The sequence below is a fragment of the Bacillus sp. T33-2 genome, assembly GCF_002860205.1.
In the GTDB taxonomy this organism is placed as follows: Bacteria; Bacillota; Bacilli; order Bacillales; family Cytobacillaceae; genus T33-2.
Genome location: NZ_PGVB01000010.1, coordinates 267,310 through 283,610 on the forward strand (window position 1 = coordinate 267,310; position 16,301 = coordinate 283,610).

20 protein-coding genes are annotated in these 16,301 nt (G+C 44.1%); 7 read left to right on the top strand and 13 right to left on the bottom strand.

The window, feature by feature from the left end; genetic code table 11:
• Window positions 1-307 precede the first annotated feature (307 nt).
• A complete protein-coding gene (locus CVD19_RS08295; RefSeq protein WP_101581386.1) occupies window positions 308-502 on the bottom strand; it encodes a hypothetical protein in 195 nt (64 codons plus the stop codon).
• Between the two features lie 295 nt (window positions 503-797).
• On the opposite strand from CVD19_RS08295, the gene CVD19_RS08300 reads away from it, so the two are divergent.
• The 3 genes from CVD19_RS08300 to CVD19_RS08310 all read left to right on the top strand — a co-directional run bounded on the left by CVD19_RS08300 (window position 798) and on the right by CVD19_RS08310 (window position 2,654).
• On the top strand, window positions 798-986 hold the full coding sequence (locus CVD19_RS08300; RefSeq protein WP_101581387.1) for a YkvS family protein: 189 nt from the start codon (window positions 798-800) through the stop codon (window positions 984-986).
• Window positions 987-1,209: 223 nt separating this feature from the next.
• A complete protein-coding gene (locus CVD19_RS08305; protein WP_101581388.1) occupies window positions 1,210-1,824 on the top strand; it encodes a CPBP family intramembrane glutamic endopeptidase in 615 nt (204 codons plus the stop codon).
• A 191-nt stretch (window positions 1,825-2,015) separates the two neighbouring features.
• Complete coding sequence (locus CVD19_RS08310) at window positions 2,016-2,654, top strand: hypothetical protein (protein ID WP_101581389.1); 639 nt, start codon at window positions 2,016-2,018, stop codon at window positions 2,652-2,654.
• Between the two features lie 50 nt (window positions 2,655-2,704).
• Here the strand turns inward: CVD19_RS08310 and CVD19_RS08315 are convergent, their stop codons facing one another.
• Window positions 2,705-3,745, bottom strand: coding sequence for a YkvI family membrane protein (locus CVD19_RS08315; protein WP_101581390.1), 1,041 nt, complete (start codon window positions 3,743-3,745; stop codon window positions 2,705-2,707).
• Window positions 3,746-3,957: 212 nt separating this feature from the next.
• On the opposite strand from CVD19_RS08315, the gene CVD19_RS08320 reads away from it, so the two are divergent.
• Complete coding sequence (locus CVD19_RS08320; RefSeq protein WP_101581391.1) at window positions 3,958-6,096, top strand: ATP-dependent Clp protease ATP-binding subunit; 2,139 nt, start codon at window positions 3,958-3,960, stop codon at window positions 6,094-6,096.
• Window positions 6,097-6,191: 95 nt separating this feature from the next.
• On the opposite strand, the gene CVD19_RS08325 is transcribed toward CVD19_RS08320, so the two are convergent.
• From CVD19_RS08325 to CVD19_RS08345, 5 genes are all read right to left on the bottom strand, one after another.
• Complete coding sequence (locus CVD19_RS08325; protein ID WP_101581392.1) at window positions 6,192-7,886, bottom strand: M3 family oligoendopeptidase; 1,695 nt, start codon at window positions 7,884-7,886, stop codon at window positions 6,192-6,194.
• A gap of 111 nt (window positions 7,887-7,997) precedes the next feature.
• Window positions 7,998-8,438: a MarR family winged helix-turn-helix transcriptional regulator gene (locus tag CVD19_RS08330; protein WP_101581393.1), complete on the bottom strand. Its 441-nt coding sequence runs from the start codon at window positions 8,436-8,438 to the stop codon at window positions 7,998-8,000.
• Between the two features lie 183 nt (window positions 8,439-8,621).
• Entirely contained in the window at window positions 8,622-8,966 is a 345-nt protein-coding gene (locus tag CVD19_RS08335; RefSeq protein WP_101581394.1) for a hypothetical protein, read from the bottom strand.
• Between the two features lie 22 nt (window positions 8,967-8,988).
• A complete protein-coding gene (locus tag CVD19_RS08340) occupies window positions 8,989-9,558 on the bottom strand; it encodes a spore coat protein (protein ID WP_180953550.1) in 570 nt (189 codons plus the stop codon).
• Window positions 9,559-9,759: 201 nt separating this feature from the next.
• The gene (locus tag CVD19_RS08345; RefSeq protein ID WP_101581396.1) at window positions 9,760-10,749 is read right to left on the bottom strand and encodes a phosphotransferase enzyme family protein; all 990 of its coding nucleotides are present in this window, start codon (window positions 10,747-10,749) and stop codon (window positions 9,760-9,762) included.
• Between the two features lie 136 nt (window positions 10,750-10,885).
• Between CVD19_RS08345 and CVD19_RS08350 the strand changes: the two genes are divergently transcribed.
• Both CVD19_RS08350 and CVD19_RS08355 read left to right on the top strand, forming a co-directional pair.
• The gene (locus CVD19_RS08350; protein ID WP_101581397.1) at window positions 10,886-12,115 is read left to right on the top strand and encodes an MFS transporter; all 1,230 of its coding nucleotides are present in this window, start codon (window positions 10,886-10,888) and stop codon (window positions 12,113-12,115) included.
• Window positions 12,116-12,228: 113 nt separating this feature from the next.
• Window positions 12,229-12,426 carry a hypothetical protein gene (locus tag CVD19_RS08355; protein WP_101581398.1) on the top strand — a complete coding sequence of 66 codons (198 nt, stop codon included), beginning with the start codon at window positions 12,229-12,231 and terminating at the stop codon, window positions 12,424-12,426.
• Window positions 12,427-12,459: 33 nt separating this feature from the next.
• On the opposite strand, the gene CVD19_RS25370 is transcribed toward CVD19_RS08355, so the two are convergent.
• From CVD19_RS25370 to CVD19_RS25380, 3 genes are read right to left on the bottom strand one after another with little or no spacing between them, the layout of a single operon-like run.
• The gene (locus CVD19_RS25370; RefSeq protein ID WP_257985058.1) at window positions 12,460-12,672 is read right to left on the bottom strand and encodes a hypothetical protein; all 213 of its coding nucleotides are present in this window, start codon (window positions 12,670-12,672) and stop codon (window positions 12,460-12,462) included.
• Window positions 12,666-12,860: a hemerythrin domain-containing protein gene (locus CVD19_RS25375; RefSeq protein WP_257985059.1), complete on the bottom strand. Its 195-nt coding sequence runs from the start codon at window positions 12,858-12,860 to the stop codon at window positions 12,666-12,668. The genes CVD19_RS25370 and CVD19_RS25375 overlap by 7 nt, the downstream gene beginning before the upstream one ends.
• Window positions 12,857-12,982: a hypothetical protein gene (locus CVD19_RS25380; protein ID WP_257985060.1), complete on the bottom strand. Its 126-nt coding sequence runs from the start codon at window positions 12,980-12,982 to the stop codon at window positions 12,857-12,859. Before CVD19_RS25380 ends, CVD19_RS25375 begins: the two co-directional genes overlap by 4 nt.
• Before the next feature lie 212 nt (window positions 12,983-13,194).
• Between CVD19_RS25380 and CVD19_RS08365 the strand changes: the two genes are divergently transcribed.
• Window positions 13,195-13,530 carry a hypothetical protein gene (locus CVD19_RS08365; protein ID WP_101581399.1) on the top strand — a complete coding sequence of 112 codons (336 nt, stop codon included), beginning with the start codon at window positions 13,195-13,197 and terminating at the stop codon, window positions 13,528-13,530.
• A 171-nt stretch (window positions 13,531-13,701) separates the two neighbouring features.
• Here the strand turns inward: CVD19_RS08365 and CVD19_RS08370 are convergent, their stop codons facing one another.
• From CVD19_RS08370 to CVD19_RS08380, 3 genes are read right to left on the bottom strand one after another with little or no spacing between them, the layout of a single operon-like run.
• Complete coding sequence (locus CVD19_RS08370; RefSeq protein WP_101581400.1) at window positions 13,702-13,986, bottom strand: ferredoxin family protein; 285 nt, start codon at window positions 13,984-13,986, stop codon at window positions 13,702-13,704.
• The gene (locus CVD19_RS08375; RefSeq protein WP_101581401.1) at window positions 13,986-15,281 is read right to left on the bottom strand and encodes an FAD-dependent oxidoreductase; all 1,296 of its coding nucleotides are present in this window, start codon (window positions 15,279-15,281) and stop codon (window positions 13,986-13,988) included. Before CVD19_RS08375 ends, CVD19_RS08370 begins: the two co-directional genes overlap by 1 nt.
• Window positions 15,274-16,299: an electron transfer flavoprotein subunit alpha/FixB family protein gene (locus CVD19_RS08380; protein ID WP_101581402.1), complete on the bottom strand. Its 1,026-nt coding sequence runs from the start codon at window positions 16,297-16,299 to the stop codon at window positions 15,274-15,276. Before CVD19_RS08380 ends, CVD19_RS08375 begins: the two co-directional genes overlap by 8 nt.
• Window positions 16,300-16,301 lie beyond the last annotated feature (2 nt).

Genomic DNA, 16,301 nt, shown 5'->3' on the forward strand with positions numbered 1-16,301 from the left:
ATACATGATGCCTCTTCATCCTAAAACAATAAGCTTTAGCCGAATGGACCAACAAAGCACCGGGTCAAAATGGTTAATTGTATTTTACCCATTTGCATTGTCAATTCACACCATATATTATTTCCAATCGCTTCTTGGCACTGGTATGTAATCACCTGTCATAAACGTCCTCAGACGACTGGCATCTCAAGAAAAAGAATAGCATTTTGCGTGGTTATAGACAATGGAAAAGCTTGTTTTTTTAAGGTTTGTTCAAATTTTCATAAAGAAAAACGCTTTCATTTTTTACAATTATTTTTTGTAAGCGCTAACTCCTCCCTTTAGCTGTATATTGGTAAATCACATCCCCGCCGCGCTGGGCAATCCCGTGGAATTGCTTAAAATCCTCCCGTTCTACCAATACCTGGCGGACGGCAAGGAAATCCTCCTTTCGGACGTAAAATTCAGGCACGCTGCCTTTTTTGACCTTGTCCAAAATTTCATTAATTTCCCCGGTTGTCATCCTATATCATCTCCTCCACAAAAAAACGGTTCAATAATGTAGAAAAAAATTGAGTTTTGTTATCAAACAAATAAATGTTGCTTCATAGGCGGATTTTTCAACAACTATTTTCAGCGTTTTGCTCTTTTATCATAGTGAAAAATAAAAACATTTTTCCGTTTACATTGTCTGCTGCAAAAAAATGCTAAAATTCTGTGAACGAAGCTATTTTTCTATTAAAAACACCTTTACGTCGATAATAAATTAGTGCAAACTGTTAGTAAAGTTAAAAATGAAAGGATAGGGGAGAGATTATTTGAAAAAAGCAGAAGTAGGAAATGTAATTGAGTTTAGGGAAGGATTACAAGGAATTGTCGAAAAAGTAAATGAAAATTCCGTAATCGTTGATTTAACCTACATGGATAACTACCGTGATTTGGAACTCGACCAGCGGACGGTCATTAATCATAAAAATTATAAAATAATTAAGGAAACCGCCAATTAAAACGGCAGCATTCTTTTATAAAACAAATATAAATAAGGAGCACCCCATCCCGCCGGCAAAACCGCGATTTTGCAGCCTGATGGGGTGCTTCTGTATCTTTATGTCCGTCGGCGCCGGTTTAAAATATCACATTTTTTTGAATATCATCATGCTAATGATTTCCGTACAAATTTTCGATGATATCTGTTAAAATAAGTCTTGTTGCTAGAAAGGGGTCTGTCGCATGAAAAAATGGATTGCCGATCACCACCGGTTTATTTTAGGTTTTTTGATCGCGCATCTTTTATTATTTTTTAGCTTTGAAGACAAAACCGTCTTCTGGTACTTTTTCACTGCATCGATGCTGGTGTTAGTCAGTTACACAATCGTTCACGAGGAATTTGAAGACAAAGTTCCCCTGGCTTCCTATCTGTCCATTGGGGTTGTATCGGGATTGTTTCTGTTCGGTGCTTTTTGGGGCGGCAATTATTTGATTGGTCTTTTAAACCTCCCTTTTTCCGGACAGGTCTCAAGGCTTTACAGCCGTTTTTCACCAGACGCACTCTGGCATTATTTCGTACTCGTACTGATTATTGCGCCAGGCGAGGAAATATTTTGGAGAGGGTTCATTCAAAAACGGCTGCTCAATAACACCAATATCTGGAGTGCCATAATTGTTTCATCCATCATGTACGCAACTGTCCACATTTATTCTGGACAGTTTATTCTGGTGTTGGCCGCTTTCGCTGCCGGCCTTGTGTGGAGCGCACTGTATGCGTGGAAAAGAAGCATACCGCTTGTCATTATTTCACATGTTACATTTGACTTGCTGCTCTTTGTTTTTCTTCCATTTTATTGATCATAATAACCCAAAAAACCGGGAAAGAAAGTCAATTGTACTTGTCTGCCGGTTTTTTATGTTTCTATGCACAATGTTTTCATTCCTTCCGTTCAACGGACCACAGAACGATGCCGCCTGTAACCTTTACAGCCATGTTCCGTCTAAATTTACACATAGGTATTTACAGACAATACGAGGGGGACTTACTGATGAACACACTATTAAACAAATTAGCTGCTTTTGCGTTGATCACCGCCATTTTATCCGGCTGCGGAACACCAGCCTCCCCATCTGAAAGCTCAAATGGAGGAAAGGCTGAAGCTCCGGAAACGGACAAACAGAAATCTCCTGATACTGAACCAAACAGCGGTGAAGGACTAATACGCATCCTTGAGCAAAATCTGCAATTCAAAGTTAACGGAGAAACAAAAGAAGATACGGCTTTTTTAAAGCACAATGATAATCAAAGCTATTCAATGTATGTTTTACCAGAGTATGAACTAACGGCTGAGGAACCGAATAAAGATGTATTGATGCTGGCCGAAGATGACAGTATATTCATGAGGATAGAATTGCTTCCTGCGGATGCTGATTGGGCAATGGTTATGGAAAATACAAAAGCACAGTTATCTGCACTCAATTCCGAAGTTAAACCGGCAGCCGCCCCAACAGACGAATTTTTCAGCAATGCAACCGCCTTTTCGGCTTCTAATAATGATGAAACTGTAACAGCATATGTTATTAAAAATGCGGAACTTCCTTTAAAGTTAACCATCTTCTCCAAACAGGGTGCGGACCACAGTGACGCGTTCCTGCAAATGGCGAAAACCATCATGGTTGAAAAATAGACATGAAGCCGGCCCGCCTGCGACAGTCCAGAGGGCCGGCTTTTAATATGTTAACTTGCATCAAACGGCTTCATCCAAAGCAGGATGATAAAAGCAATGCTGATATAGCCGAAAAGAGGATACAAATAGGATAGCAGTGTCCCGTAATTGACCAGGCTGATTAAATAAGTAACGATGAATATCCCCGCCACAATCACAATGGTTGGAGCGGGAAAATACTTTTGAATCTGCCGTTCCAGCCCGAAAACATTGCCAATAACGGATGTAAAGATTTCACCATATATAATCAAAACAAAAACCCAGTAAAGGCTTGAAGCAAGATTCTTCATGATGGTCGCCATCGGTATTTCATAAGATTCTAGTCCCGGCAGCATGATAAGTGTCAAATGGCTCGAAATCAGGATTAAGGTCAGGGCGATCCCCCCAATGATCCCTCCCCATTTCACCGTGTTGTCATTTTTTATTTCGGCTGCAGCCGGAACAAGAATTGCCTGTGCCAAGCCAAGATTAAAAGCTGTGTAGGAAAAAGGGGCAACCACAGACTTCCATCCGTCAGAAACCAACGGGATATATAGAACCTTCTGTGTAAAATCGGGCAGTTTTACGGACAGCGATAACAATATGAAGCTGAACGCTATCATCATCGGAACTACAAATGCATTGACTGCAAACACCCCCCTGATGCCTATGACCATAACCGCTATAGATAAGGCGATTGTCCCCAATATTCCAGCCAACTTTGAAATGCCAAGCTGCTCCTGAAATACTGCACCAGCACCTGAGAGCATGACCGAACAGACCCCCAACAGCATGAATAGCATCAGGAAATTAATTAAAGTACCAAAAAATTTACCAAACAAATATATATTGAATTCTTCATATGAACTGGCCCCAATTTTGGCAGCTATCCTCATTAGCTTTGATCCCATAAAGATAAACATGTACCCGCTCATCAGGATGCCTATCAATCCGAAAAAACCAAACCGGGAAAAAAATTCGACGATTTCTCTCCCTGTCGCGAAGCCGGCACCTACAACCGTACCAACATAGACAGCGGCGATTTGGAAGGCGCCTCCCCAATTTGTCCTCACTTGATCTCCTCCTCCCTATTCAATATATGAAAAAGTTCATAGACTAAGACGAGCTTTTTATATTCCGACAGGAAGAAATTGTCATAGATAAAATACTTGAAAGTCAAAGAAGGTCAAAGTATAATCAAAGTACGTGAAAGTCAAAGAAGGTCAAAGTATGGTTCGCTAATCAAATATAGTCAAAGTCAAAAACCGAAAAAGGAGGAATTTAAATGCTTTGCCATAATTGCAAAGAAAACGATGCAACTATCCAATTGAAATTGAATGTTAATGGAAACCAGAAGCATTTAATGCTCTGTGAGGATTGCTTCCAAATGGAACGTGAAAAACTGGGCGCCTCATTCGGACCTTCCATGTCAGGTTTTAACGGGTTTGGAAACCATAATCTTGAAGATATGTTTAAAGCTCTTTCTTGGCAAGCAAACAGCGGAGCTGCCCACCCAGGAACTTCGAAAAAAGCGGCTGCCGGGGGCGGCGGGTTCATCGACCAATTTGGCAGAAACTTGACCCATATGGCAAAGGCCGGTCTGATCGACCCAGTAATTGGCCGTGAAGAAGAAGTCAGCCGTGTCATTGAAATATTGAATCGCCGCAACAAAAACAATCCGGTCCTGATCGGGGAGCCCGGAGTTGGTAAAACAGCAATCGCGGAAGGACTTGCCCTGAAAATAGCAGAGGGCACAGTGCCAAATAAATTGAAAAATAAAGAAGTGTATTTGCTGGACGTTGCTTCGTTAGTAGCAAACACAGGCATCCGCGGCCAATTTGAGGAAAGAATGAAACAGCTCATTGCCGAGCTTCAACAACGCAAAAATATCGTGCTGTTCATCGATGAGATCCATATGCTCGTCGGGGCAGGTTCAGCCGAAGGATCAATGGACGCCGGCAATATCTTAAAACCGGCACTTGCACGCGGAGAATTACAGGTAGTCGGGGCAACGACTCTTAAAGAGTACCGTAAAATTGAGAAAGACCCTGCTCTTGAAAGACGCTTGCAGCCCGTCCATGTACTCGAGCCATCGCCCGAAAAAGCAATTGATATCTTGAAAGGCATCCAGTCCAAATATGAAGACTTCCATGAAGTCACCTTTACAGAAGAAGCAGTAAAAGCTTGTGTCCAGCTTTCCCACCGCTACATCCAGGACAGGTTCCTTCCTGATAAAGCGATCGATCTAATGGATGAAGCTGGATCAAAAATCAACCTCGCTTCAGACTACACAAGCACAGAAAAAGCTGAAGCACGCCTTGCCGAAATTACAAAGGAAAAAGAAGCAGCACTTCAGAAAGAAGATTATGAAACAGCAGCGAAACTCCGTGATGAAGAATCAAAACTGGAGAAAGCATTGAACGAATCATCGGAACGCCCTGTTGTCGGTGTTCGCGACATCCAAAAAATCATTGAACAAAAAACGGGCATACCTGTCGGAAAGCTTCAGGCAGATGAACAGGCCAAGATGAAATCCATTGCTGAAAATCTTGACAGCAAGGTAATCGGCCAGAAGGAAGCTGTCGATAAAGTTTCCCGGGCTATCCGCCGCAGCCGTGCCGGCCTTAAAGCGAAAAACCGCCCGATTGGCTCATTCCTGTTTGTCGGCCCTACAGGCGTCGGTAAAACCGAGTTGACCAAAACGCTGGCAGAGGAACTATTCGGTTCCAAGGACGCGATGATCCGCCTCGATATGAGTGAATACATGGAGAAGCACAGCGTTTCCAAAATCATCGGCTCTCCTCCAGGATATGTCGGCCATGAAGAAGCCGGCCAGCTTACCGAAAAAGTGCGCCGCAACCCTTACAGCATTATCCTGCTGGATGAAATCGAAAAAGCCCATCCAGATGTGCAACATATGTTCCTGCAAATTCTTGAAGATGGCCGTTTGACTGACAGCCAGGGCCGCACTGTAAGCTTCAAGGATACTGTAATCATCATGACAAGCAACGCAGGAGCCGGCCACAGGACAATCAAGGTTGGTTTTGGCCAGAGCGAGGCTGTGAATGAAGCAAGCATTCTCGATTCTCTTGGAAGTTTCTTCAAACCTGAATTCCTGAACCGCTTTGACAGCATCATTGAATTCAAGCCGCTTGAAAAAGAGCATCTGCTGGAAATTGTTGAGCTTATGCTTGAAGATCTTCAGGTAACACTATCTGAACAAAACCTGAGCCTGGAAGTAACTTCTGAAGTGAAGGAAAAACTTGCAGAGCTTGGCTACCATCCAGCATTTGGCGCCCGCCCGCTCCGCCGGCTGATCCAGGATCAGCTCGAAGATAAAATTGCCGATTTTATCCTTGACGACCCTGCTGCCAATCTTGTTGCAGAAATGAATGAAGACCAAATCGTTATTAAAACAAAATAACATTGAGTAAAGCCCGGATAGCTCCGGGCTTTTTTTGTTAATTTCCATTTCACACCAAAAAGGCAGGCTTATGCATGAGCCAGCCTTTTTGATTTTTAAAGCTTGCTGTCATCGACTGAATTTAGCCAGCTTTCAATTTCACCGATGACGGATTGTACACAGCCTTCTTCAAAAGGAGACATCAGGTTGGCCTCTTTTACCAGTTCGGTAAATGGAAGGCTTCCTCCCAGGCCGCATAGCCTGACATAATTACTCCAGGCCTTGTCATTGTCCTCCCGTGACCGTTTCCAGAATTGGAAGGCACAAATTTGCGCCAGCGTATAATCAATATAATAGAAAGGTGAATTATATATATGGCCCTGCCTCTGCCAGAAGCCACCCTGTTCAAGATATTGATTTCCAGCATAATCCTTATGCGGCAAGTATCTTCTCTCTATTTCCCGCCATTTCTGCTTGCGTTCTGCAGGAGTTGCCTCCGGATTTTCATATACCCAGTGCTGGAATTCGTCGACTGAAACACCATAAGGCAAAAACATGAGCGCGCTGCTTAAATGGGAGAACTTATATTTGTCCGTATCTTCCCCAAAAAACAACTCCATCCATGGCCATGTAAAAAACTCCATGCTCATTGAATGTATTTCACAAGCTTCATATGTCGGCCAATAGTATTCCGGAATTTCAAAATGCCTGCTGGAGTACACCTGGAACGCATGGCCCGCCTCATGTGTAAGCACATCTATGTCGCCGGATGTTCCATTAAAGTTTGAAAAAATGAATGGGGATTTATAATTTTCAATAAACGTGCAATAACCCCCTCCTGCTTTGCCCTTCTTGGCAACCAGGTCCATCAGGTTATTTTCTTTCAAATAGCTAAAAAAGCTGCCCGTTTCTTCTGATAATTGGTCATACATTTTCTGCCCGTTTTCTATGATCCATTCTGGGCTGCCCTTGGGGGTGGCGTTTCCTGACCTAAACTCAAATGGTTCATCATAATATTTAAGTGAGTCGACCCCGATCCGGTCCTTCTGCCGTTCCTTCAGCTTAGTGGCGATCGGCACTATGTACTTTTCAACCTGTGACCGGAAATTTGCTACCATCTCAGCATTGTAATCAGTCCGGAACATGCGGTAATATGCCAGTTCAACAAAATTATTAAATCCGATTTTGCTTGCTATTTCAGTGCGCACCTTCACCAGTTCATCATAAATCCGGTCAAATTCCTCTTCATGCCCCGCAAAAAAGCCAAACTTTGCCTCATTCGCTTTTTTGCGCATATCCCGGTCCTTGTCTTCGGTAAAAGGATCCAACTGGGCCAGTGTTCGTTCTTCACCTTCAAACATAATTTTTGCCGATGCAACCAATTTTGTGTATTCAGTGGACAGTTTGTTTTCCTTTTGCAGCAAGGGAACGATTACAGGAGAGAACTGTTTCAGCTGCGCTTCCGCGAGGTAAAACAGCTGCTTCCCCCATTGTTCTTCCAGCTCGTTTCTGAATGGAGACTTGAGAAGAGCCTCATAATATTTTGTCGTCAGCCCCTCCACTTCAGGTGCAAGCTCATCCATGTAATCCTGTTCCACCTTGTAGAATTCATCATTAGTATCGATAGAATGGCGGATGTAACAAAGGTTGAACATTGTGCCTAAATCGTTGCGGATCTGGTTTATTTCTTTCATCGCCTCGTTTTGGCCTTGTACAGAATCAGCATTGACAAACTTGCCGAGCGCTATATCAAACGTTTCAGTAACCTTAGCCAAATTCGGCCTGGTATATGTATAATCCTCAAATTTCATCTTTCGACCCCCATCTGCGTTTAAATGTGTAACCATTACTAAATTCTACAACAATTACCTTAATCCTTCCAATAATGGAAATAAAAAAAGAAAAACGGCAGTTGCAGCCGTTTAGTACTTCCCTACCGACAGTCCAAGCTTTTTAAGTAGTCCAATCGCTGTTTGCTGCTCATCCGGGCTGAGGGATTTCATTATTTCATGGATTTCATTTTTGTGTTCAGGAAAAATTTCCTCGATGAGGCTTTTTCCTTCAGCTGTGATTTGTCCGTAGGTGACCCGGCGGTCCGTTGGACAGGCAATTCTTGCCAGTAACCCTTTTTGCTCCAGTTTATCAACGACATAAGTGATGCTTCCGCTTGCGAGGAGGATCTTCCCGCCGATTTGCTGTAATGGCTGGTCACCCTTATGGTACAGCAATTCTAATACGGCGAACTCTGTTGGGTTCAAGCCGTTTTTTTGGATTACTTTATTCACCCGTTCATTAACCGCACGGTATGCCCTGGACAGGACAATAAATAATTTAAGTGACTGGTTCACTTGTTCATCCTTCATAGACTTCATCCTTTATCAATATTACTTAAATTATAAATCAAACCAGAATTTTAGCAAACTCCCTGAAACCAACCCAGTATGGAAAATAATGCGTGAACGGACGGGTGATCAGGGTGCGAATGCCATGACCGAAAAAACCAGAAAACACCAAAGCAGGGGCTTTGGTGTTTCGTTTACTACAGATTATTGCTGAAAGGCCTGAAAACTGCCTTGCTGGCTGTATGCTTGCTGTTGGTAAGCAGGAATGGCGCTCTGCCGAGAAAGGGATTGCTCCATTTGATTGCAAAGAGCAATGACCTCCTGGCATGACTGGATGGCAGCGCCATGATGCTGTTGCAGGATGTGCTGAATCATCATCGCTGCTTGTTGTTCCCGCTGGACAAGCTGTTGTAGCATCCGGGCGTTCTGCTGCTCTTGTTGAATCATTTGCAGGTATTCCTGGTTACTCGCTTGTGTCTGCTGGATTAATTGCTGTGCGATCTGGCGGCAGCGGTTGATTTGCTGGAGCCCGTCCTGTGCAGTATTCATACTATTCCTCCTTAGTACTGTGTTATATCCTCGATTCAAATCCGAGATTCTCAGGTGAAAATCCATACTGGTTCAAAACATACCGCTGATTGTTGAGAATCGGTACTTGATAATATCCTCTCATATTCATGTATTGAAAAACTTCATAAGCCATATCGGCGCTGTTTTTTACTCCCTGCAGCAATGCACTTCTCAATGTCGGATTCGCGCATTCAAGTGAAGCACGCAGCTTGAGGCTGGCACCCGCTTTATGGCAATTCAGCATTCCTGAAGCTATATCCCGGTCTGTAATGCGGCCAGATGAAGCCTTCGGAAATGTTTGCTGGGGATTATCCATGCCATAAATCGGATCTGCCTCCAGGGAAAAATCGTAAACTGTATCGTTTTTATTTGCGGAAGGTGCATCTGCCAATGAAATAAGGAAATCATATTCCTTGACCATAAACTCAATCTGGCGGTTAAGCGAATTCCATAATTCTTCTTCCTGCACATGGGGTTGATATAAATGAAACTGGTGCAGCGCATTTATCGAATATTCAATTACCTCGTGCAATTCAAGAACTTCATGGGCTCCCAATGTTCGATCGTCCATCATTTTTCCCCCTGCAGAATCAGAATCGAATTTCCCTTCCAACCATTAGAATTTACAAGAGTGCCGCAGGATATCCGGAGAGATTTTTACCATTGTTATATACGCCTTGCCCGTCAAATACCACCAAAAATACAATTATCCCTTTCAAAAAGGCAACAATAAAATAAGACCAGGATCAACCTGATCTTTGAATGGAATACTTTATAAATTGACAATTGGCTGTTTCCTTCTGATTCTTTCGCCTATTTCGGAAAGCAATGCAGTGATCCTTTCGTTTCTGTCTGACGGGGCAATCTTTTTGTGGAACACAGCGTAAAGAAGGATATCCCGAAGCTTTAAAAACAATGGCATATGTTCTTTCCAGCCTGCCGGCAGGCTGTTTGCCTTCTCATAGCCTGCAGCAAAGGCAGTGATGAACTTCGCTGCGAAACGGTCTCGTTGGGCCTGCTGGTCTGCTGGAATCTTATGCATGACTGAATAATAAAGCGGGATGGCTATATCAGAAGTAAACCAATGATAGCTGCAATCATCAAAATCAAAAACATTGACGGTTTCCCCGTCAAAAAAGAAATTCCCTGAATGGACATCCGTATGGACCAGGCCGAAAGTGTCCTTATTAACAGGCAAAATTTGAAGCTGCCCGAGCAATTCAACTGTATGCTGCACTAGCAATCCATCTTCCGCCGGGAAGTAATGTTCTATATTCAATAAATCATCTTCATCCCAACGCGGCCTTGCTTTGATGTCTTCAGGAACGGTGTATTTTTTTGTGGCAGCGTGCATTTGCCCGAGCGTTCTTCCCCATGTATGGAATAGATGCTCATTAAATATGTGTGAATGAATTTTTACAGGTTCACCGACAGCTTTTGAAAATAAGCAGCCATAGAAAAATGAACCGTCTTCAGCCGGCAATTCCTCCAACGTTTTATGGTTTATAGATTGAAAAACCTGGGGTACGGAGATGTTTTCATTGCGGAGAAAACCGATCCAATCCAGTTCGGCTGCAATTTCCTCCCCGGTACGGTGCGAGCTGTGGGTAATACGCAAAATATAGGGTTCGCTCTTTTTCTTTACTTCAAAAACGTAATTTTCAAAATCACCTAGTTTTTTTGTATCCGCCTCGAGCTGATACAGCTCTAAAAAACGTCCCAAAAGCCTGTCGGTAAATAATACTTCAACTGCTTTTTCCACATTAACCCCTCCTCCAATAACCAAATTATATACTAAATGCGTGAAACTATTGGAATACCATTTAAAATGCAAACAAAGTTAGGTAGAATTATTTTTATCAAATAAATTTCATATTTTAATAATTAAGGAGTCAATCATGTCCCAGACAGCAGCTGCAGCAACAGTCTTTCCAAAAGAACTGCAGACAACAACATATAAAATCCTGTTCATCATAGGGTTTTGCCACCTATTGAATGATTCAATCCAGGCTGTGATCCCGGCAATGTTTCCAGTCCTGGAAAAATCAATGGGGCTCACCTTCACCCAGCTTGGCCTGATCTCATTTTCATTAAATATCGTATCATCCATCATGCAGCCCCTGATTGGAATGGCTGCAGATAAAAAGCCGATGCCCTACGCATTGCCTGTTGGCCTTGCCTCCACATTGCTCGGTGTACTTGGTCTGGCATTTGCGTCCAGCTTTAGCCTGGTGATTTTATCTGTATTATTTATCGGGCTTGGCTCGGCAGTTTTCCACCCTGAGGGCTCCCGGGTTGCTTACATGGCAGCTGGTGCACGGCGCGGTCTTGCCCAGTCAATCTATCAGGTCGGCGGCAATTCCGGGCAGGCACTTGCTCCGCTCATCACCGCGGTAGTCCTCGTCCCATTTGGCCAAAGGGGCGCAGCCTGGTTTACGATTGTGGCAGCCGCAGCGGTTGGCCTCCTGATCTACATCGCCAATTGGTATTCAAGCAAGCTTGATGCCCAGAAGGGTGCTTTGTCCAAAAGAGCTGATTGCACTGGTCCGAGGAAAATTTCAAAAGCAGTCAAGACTGCTCTGGTCTTGGTCCTGTTTTTGATTTTTGCCCGGTCCTGGTATATTTCCGGCATCACAAACTTTTATTCTTTTTATGCGATCGACAAATATGGTTTGTCCATAAAAGAAGCTCAGCTGTTCTTGTTTGCTTTTCTTGTGACCGGCGCGGTCGGTACCTTTTTTGGCGGGCCGCTCGCCGACAGGTTCGGAAAGAAAAACATTATTCTTATTTCGATGATAGGGACGTTGCCGCTTTCTGCAGCCATCCCGTTCATGCCTCCTGCCATTGCGTTTGTTTTCCTGGCTGTCAGCGGTTTACTCTTAATGTCAAGTTTTTCTGTCACCGTCGTGTACGCCCAGGAGCTGGTACCCGGAAAGATCGGGACAATGGCGGGGTTGACTGTCGGACTCGCTTTTGGAATGGGTGCACTCGGATCAATCGGGCTTGGTTACCTTGCTGACTTGATCGGCCTGCCGACGACAATCATTTTAACCGGCTTCCTCCCAGTTCTTGGGCTAACCACATTATTTCTGCCTGCTGACGAAACGCTGGCAGAATGGAATAAATAATCCTTTTCATATATTATTGGAGCCCACTGCCTGTGCGGTTCGTATTTTCCACGTTTAAACCATTCATATCAGGGCATATAAAAACTGGATAACGGACAGGAGGGAGACACCGCATGGCAAAATTTCAAGTCATTTACTTTTTTGAAAAGGACTTTTCAGTTTCAAGACTGGTTGAGGTTGAAACAGTTTCAGAGGTAATCCAGAATGTGAAAGATCAGGATGGCATGATTGAATTCACGGATTCGGAGGACACCTTTCACCGGTTTCATCTTGATAACATCAAACTTGTTTCAATTAAGACTGACAACTAGACATTAAAAAATGGAGGCTGACCGCGCCTCCATTTATTTTTTATTTATTTTTTCAAAAAGCTCCTGCTTTTCTGTATCCGTAAGCACTCTCTCAGCCATTGGGAACAGGACATTTTCTTCTTTTGCGAAGTGTTCTGTCAATGTATAATAAGCTCTCTTGACCAGCGCTGCATCATCTGACATTTTTTCTGCAGGATATTCTTCCAGACCGTTTTTTGTATTTTGAAGGAATGTGCCGATCAACATTTTACCTGGTCATGCTCATATTCCATCACTGCGATAGGCCCTGATTCCCTGCCAATATATGATGCCATCATTTCAAACAGGACTCCTTCCTCGCGCTCTGAATGAGGTTCAAGATCGGAAAGGAATTTCTCCACTGCCGGGGGGAGCCTTTTAAAGCTTTCCCTGTCATCATTCAATTCAACTTTCACAACAGCTCCAATAGTTCCTCCAGCATCGCCTGCAACGGTGGATGCTCTTCCCTCAGCTGTCTCAGCTCTTCACTAAGTTCTATTTGGCCATTGCCAGCAAACGCACTCATACAACCTTCCATCACCATGTCTCCTTTGCTTTGGTCTGGTTAAAGTATAAAAAAATTTCTGGTGTAGGGTTGTGACTGGCATCACTTATCCTGTTGGAATGAACAAAATGTGAAAAAATTTTGTCAACAACCGGATTATTTCCGAAAAATTTTCAAAACTTTACTGTAATTATCCTTAAACATTCATATAATTAAATTAAATAGACGAAAGGGAGGGTATATGGTTGCAAAATCAAAATTACCGCGATTTTTATCAAAAGGCTCTTATTCCGATTGGCAGTAATGATCAGCAAAGCCTCGATGACTCCCGTTTAGCGCAGGGTCTCACCCACTGGCTTATTGCCCTTGAAGGCCATGCGGTTAAAGAATCTGATTTATACAGGTGGAAAGTATCTGTGTTCCAGGCAGACTGTGACGGAATTTTCAATGCCAATTCACCTTTTTATTCTTCTCCACTGTTTGATGTCTTCCAGGACGCTTACGAAACCTCCAGAGATATAGAGTCAGTAATTAAAAACGATCAGCTGTACTCCGTTTATGTAGAAGAAAAAATCAGCTGACACCCCTTATGTAACTTCACTGCTGCTTTTCCTTTCTTTTTGAATTCCTATGTGAAAAAACGTACATATATTTTTTATATGGATTATTAGTTGATTTTTAAATCAGGTCAGCTTTTTTATAATGTAAAATAAAAAAATGCACTGGCGCTACTCATCCGCCAGTGCATTTTTTTATGCGAGCCTGAACACGATCCCGTGGCCGCCTTTTGGATATTCCCATTTGATGTTTTGATACGGGCAGCCGATCCGGCAGCTTCCGCACTCATGGCAGCCCTCGTATCCCACCTGCATCCTAGTGCCTTCCCACTTGTAGACCTCGGCAGGGCAAAACACAGTACAAATTTTATCCGGGCACTGTGTCATGCAAATATCATGGTCCATTACAGTGAGATGGGATTGCGTGTCACACTTAAACCGGATCAAATACTGTTTTTCCTCAATTGTCTTTGTTGACATCATTTCACCGCCTTCCAGGCTCGATAAATGTCTTGCAGCACCTTGATGGTGCCTCTTTCACCTGTCACACTGCGCATGATTTCCTTCTGTTTATCCCGCTTGGGTGTCCCGTCAACGGTGAAGAACTTGCTCGCTGCCCGGTTCATCATTGGAATATAATCATTGAAGTATTGAGGGTATTTCTCAAAAGTATGGGCCGCATCCTTGTATTTTTCCAGGTCTTTAATAATGAAGCTGCCATATAATGCTTCTTTATATCGGTTCAGGCTGGATTCGCTGAAATCTCCTTCTGCTTTCGCCCCTGTGATCGCTTCGGCAGCCATCATTCCTGAAGCCATCGCCATATTGGAGCCTTCCCTGTGGATGGCATTGACCAGCTGGGCGGCGTCTCCGACGACAACCACCCCGTTTCCGGCTACCTTCGGAACTGAGTGGAAGCCGCCTTCAGGGATTAAGTGGGCCAAATATTCCGCAGATTCCCCTCCAACAAGAAACGGCTTCACCATCGGATGATTTTTTAAATAATCCAGCAGGTCGTATGGCTTTAATTTTGCTTTGATCATGCTTGATAGAGTCGTGCCTACCCCAATATTCAGGCTTTCCTTATTGGTGTAAAGGAATGCTGTCCCCAGATTTCCTTTTGTAGAGTCCCCGAAAATTTCAATGGTACATCCCTGGTTTTCCTCCAGGTTAAACCGGTCATTAATCTTATCCTTCGGAAGATTGATGACTTCCATCACGGTAAGGGCTACCTCGTCAGGCCTGAACTCTCGGTGGAAGCCAAGCTGCTTTCCAAGCAGGGAGTTTACACCGTCAGCGAGTACAACGACATCGGCAAAAACATCGCCATCAGGACGGTCTGTCCGGACTCCAACAACCTTCCCATTCTCAACAAGGCATTCAGTTACAACAGTTTCATTGATCAACAGAGCTCCGGCCTCAACCGCTTTCTGGGCAAACCACTGGTCAAAGTGGGCTCTCAGCACTGTAAAATTATTATATGGTTCTTTGCCCCATTCGAGACCTTTATATCCAAACTGGACTACAGACTCTCTGTCCATCATCCAGAAACGCTGTTCAACCACCGGACGTTCAAGAGGAGCATCCTTCCAGAATTCAGGAATCAGGTCTTCCATCTGTTTTCGGTACAGAACCCCGCCCATGACATTTTTGCTTCCCGGATATTCCCCCCGTTCAATCAACAGGACATTCAGGCCGTTTTTAGCACACACATAGGCACAGGATGTTCCCGCCGGCCCCGCCCCGACGACAATTACATCAAATTTTTCAGGCATAAGTGACTTCCCCGCCCTTCTCTTCGCTCAGCTCTTTAAACTGCTGAATCAATTTTGGCACGATTTCCATGGCGTCCCCTACAATTCCATATGTGGCAACGTCAAATATCGGCGCTTCTGGATCTTTATTGATCGCGATGATCAGCTCGGAGTTTTTCATCCCTACTACATGCTGAATCGCTCCGGAAATTCCAATAGCAAAATATATTTTCGGGGTGACGGTTTCACCAGTCTGGCCTACTTGTTGTTCATGCGGGAGCCATCCAGCCTCAACAACATCCCTTGTTCCTCCGACACTTGCCCCGATAGTCTCAGCCAGCTCATGAATCAGCTGGAAACCGTTGATATCCCCAAGGCCCTTGCCACCTGCAACAATGACATGGGCCTCTGCAAGACTAGTTTTTTTTGTTACTTCCTTCACAATTTTAAGTACTTTTGTGCGCATGTCCTCCTCACGGAGATTGAGCTCTTCATCGATGATTTTGCCCACCCTGCCCTCGTCGGGATCAAGGGCCCTCATAACCTTCGGCCGCACGGTGGCCATCTGCGGGCGGTGCTTCTTGCAAAGGATGGTAGCCATTATATTGCCGCCGAACGCCGGCCGGCTTGCCTCCAGCAGCCTCTTGTCGATATCTACATCAAGCATTGTCGTATCCGCAGTCAATCCGGTGCTTAAATCGGTAGCCACAGCACTCGCGAGATCTTTACCATTAGGAGTCGCGCCGTACAGAAAAATTTCCGGTTTATACTTTTCCGCAAGCTCGACAACCCCTTTCATAAACGATTCGGTCCGGTAATTTTTTAGCACGGGATGGTCTATCACATAGACTTCGTCTGCTCCGGCATAGATGACATCACTGGCAAGCAGCTTGACACCCTCACCCAGCAGCACACCGGCAAGCGGAACCTCCAGCTTGTCGGCCAGCTTTCTGCCTGCGCCAAGGAGCTCCAGAGAAACTCCTTCGATTTTTCCCTCATTCACCTCAATGAACACCCATACTCCCCGGTTTTCGCTCATCC

Excerpts from the sequence above, each read along its gene's own strand:
- CVD19_RS08310 (WP_101581389.1), top strand. The coding sequence starts at position 2,016 with ATGAACACACTATTAAACAAATTAGCTGCTTTTGCGTTGATCACCGCC.
- CVD19_RS08380 (WP_101581402.1), bottom strand. The coding sequence starts at position 16,299 with ATGAGCGAAAACCGGGGAGTATGGGTGTTCATTGAGGTGAATGAGGGA.
- CVD19_RS08340 (WP_180953550.1), bottom strand. The coding sequence starts at position 9,558 with ATGGACGATCGAACATTGGGAGCCCATGAAGTTCTTGAATTGCACGAG.
- CVD19_RS08335 (WP_101581394.1), bottom strand. The coding sequence starts at position 8,966 with ATGAATACTGCACAGGACGGGCTCCAGCAAATCAACCGCTGCCGCCAG.
- CVD19_RS08305 (WP_101581388.1), top strand. The coding sequence starts at position 1,210 with ATGAAAAAATGGATTGCCGATCACCACCGGTTTATTTTAGGTTTTTTG.
- CVD19_RS08325 (WP_101581392.1), bottom strand. The coding sequence starts at position 7,886 with ATGAAATTTGAGGATTATACATATACCAGGCCGAATTTGGCTAAGGTT.
- CVD19_RS08330 (WP_101581393.1), bottom strand. The coding sequence starts at position 8,438 with ATGAAGGATGAACAAGTGAACCAGTCACTTAAATTATTTATTGTCCTG.
- CVD19_RS08355 (WP_101581398.1), top strand. The coding sequence starts at position 12,229 with ATGGCAAAATTTCAAGTCATTTACTTTTTTGAAAAGGACTTTTCAGTT.
- CVD19_RS08370 (WP_101581400.1), bottom strand. The coding sequence starts at position 13,986 with ATGTCAACAAAGACAATTGAGGAAAAACAGTATTTGATCCGGTTTAAG.
- CVD19_RS25370 (WP_257985058.1), bottom strand. The coding sequence starts at position 12,672 with ATGTTGATCGGCACATTCCTTCAAAATACAAAAAACGGTCTGGAAGAA.
- CVD19_RS08320 (WP_101581391.1), top strand. The coding sequence starts at position 3,958 with ATGCTTTGCCATAATTGCAAAGAAAACGATGCAACTATCCAATTGAAA.
- CVD19_RS08350 (WP_101581397.1), top strand. The coding sequence starts at position 10,886 with ATGTCCCAGACAGCAGCTGCAGCAACAGTCTTTCCAAAAGAACTGCAG.
- CVD19_RS25380 (WP_257985060.1), bottom strand. The coding sequence starts at position 12,982 with ATGGAAGGTTGTATGAGTGCGTTTGCTGGCAATGGCCAAATAGAACTT.
- CVD19_RS08295 (WP_101581386.1), bottom strand. The coding sequence starts at position 502 with ATGACAACCGGGGAAATTAATGAAATTTTGGACAAGGTCAAAAAAGGC.
- CVD19_RS08375 (WP_101581401.1), bottom strand. The coding sequence starts at position 15,281 with ATGCCTGAAAAATTTGATGTAATTGTCGTCGGGGCGGGGCCGGCGGGA.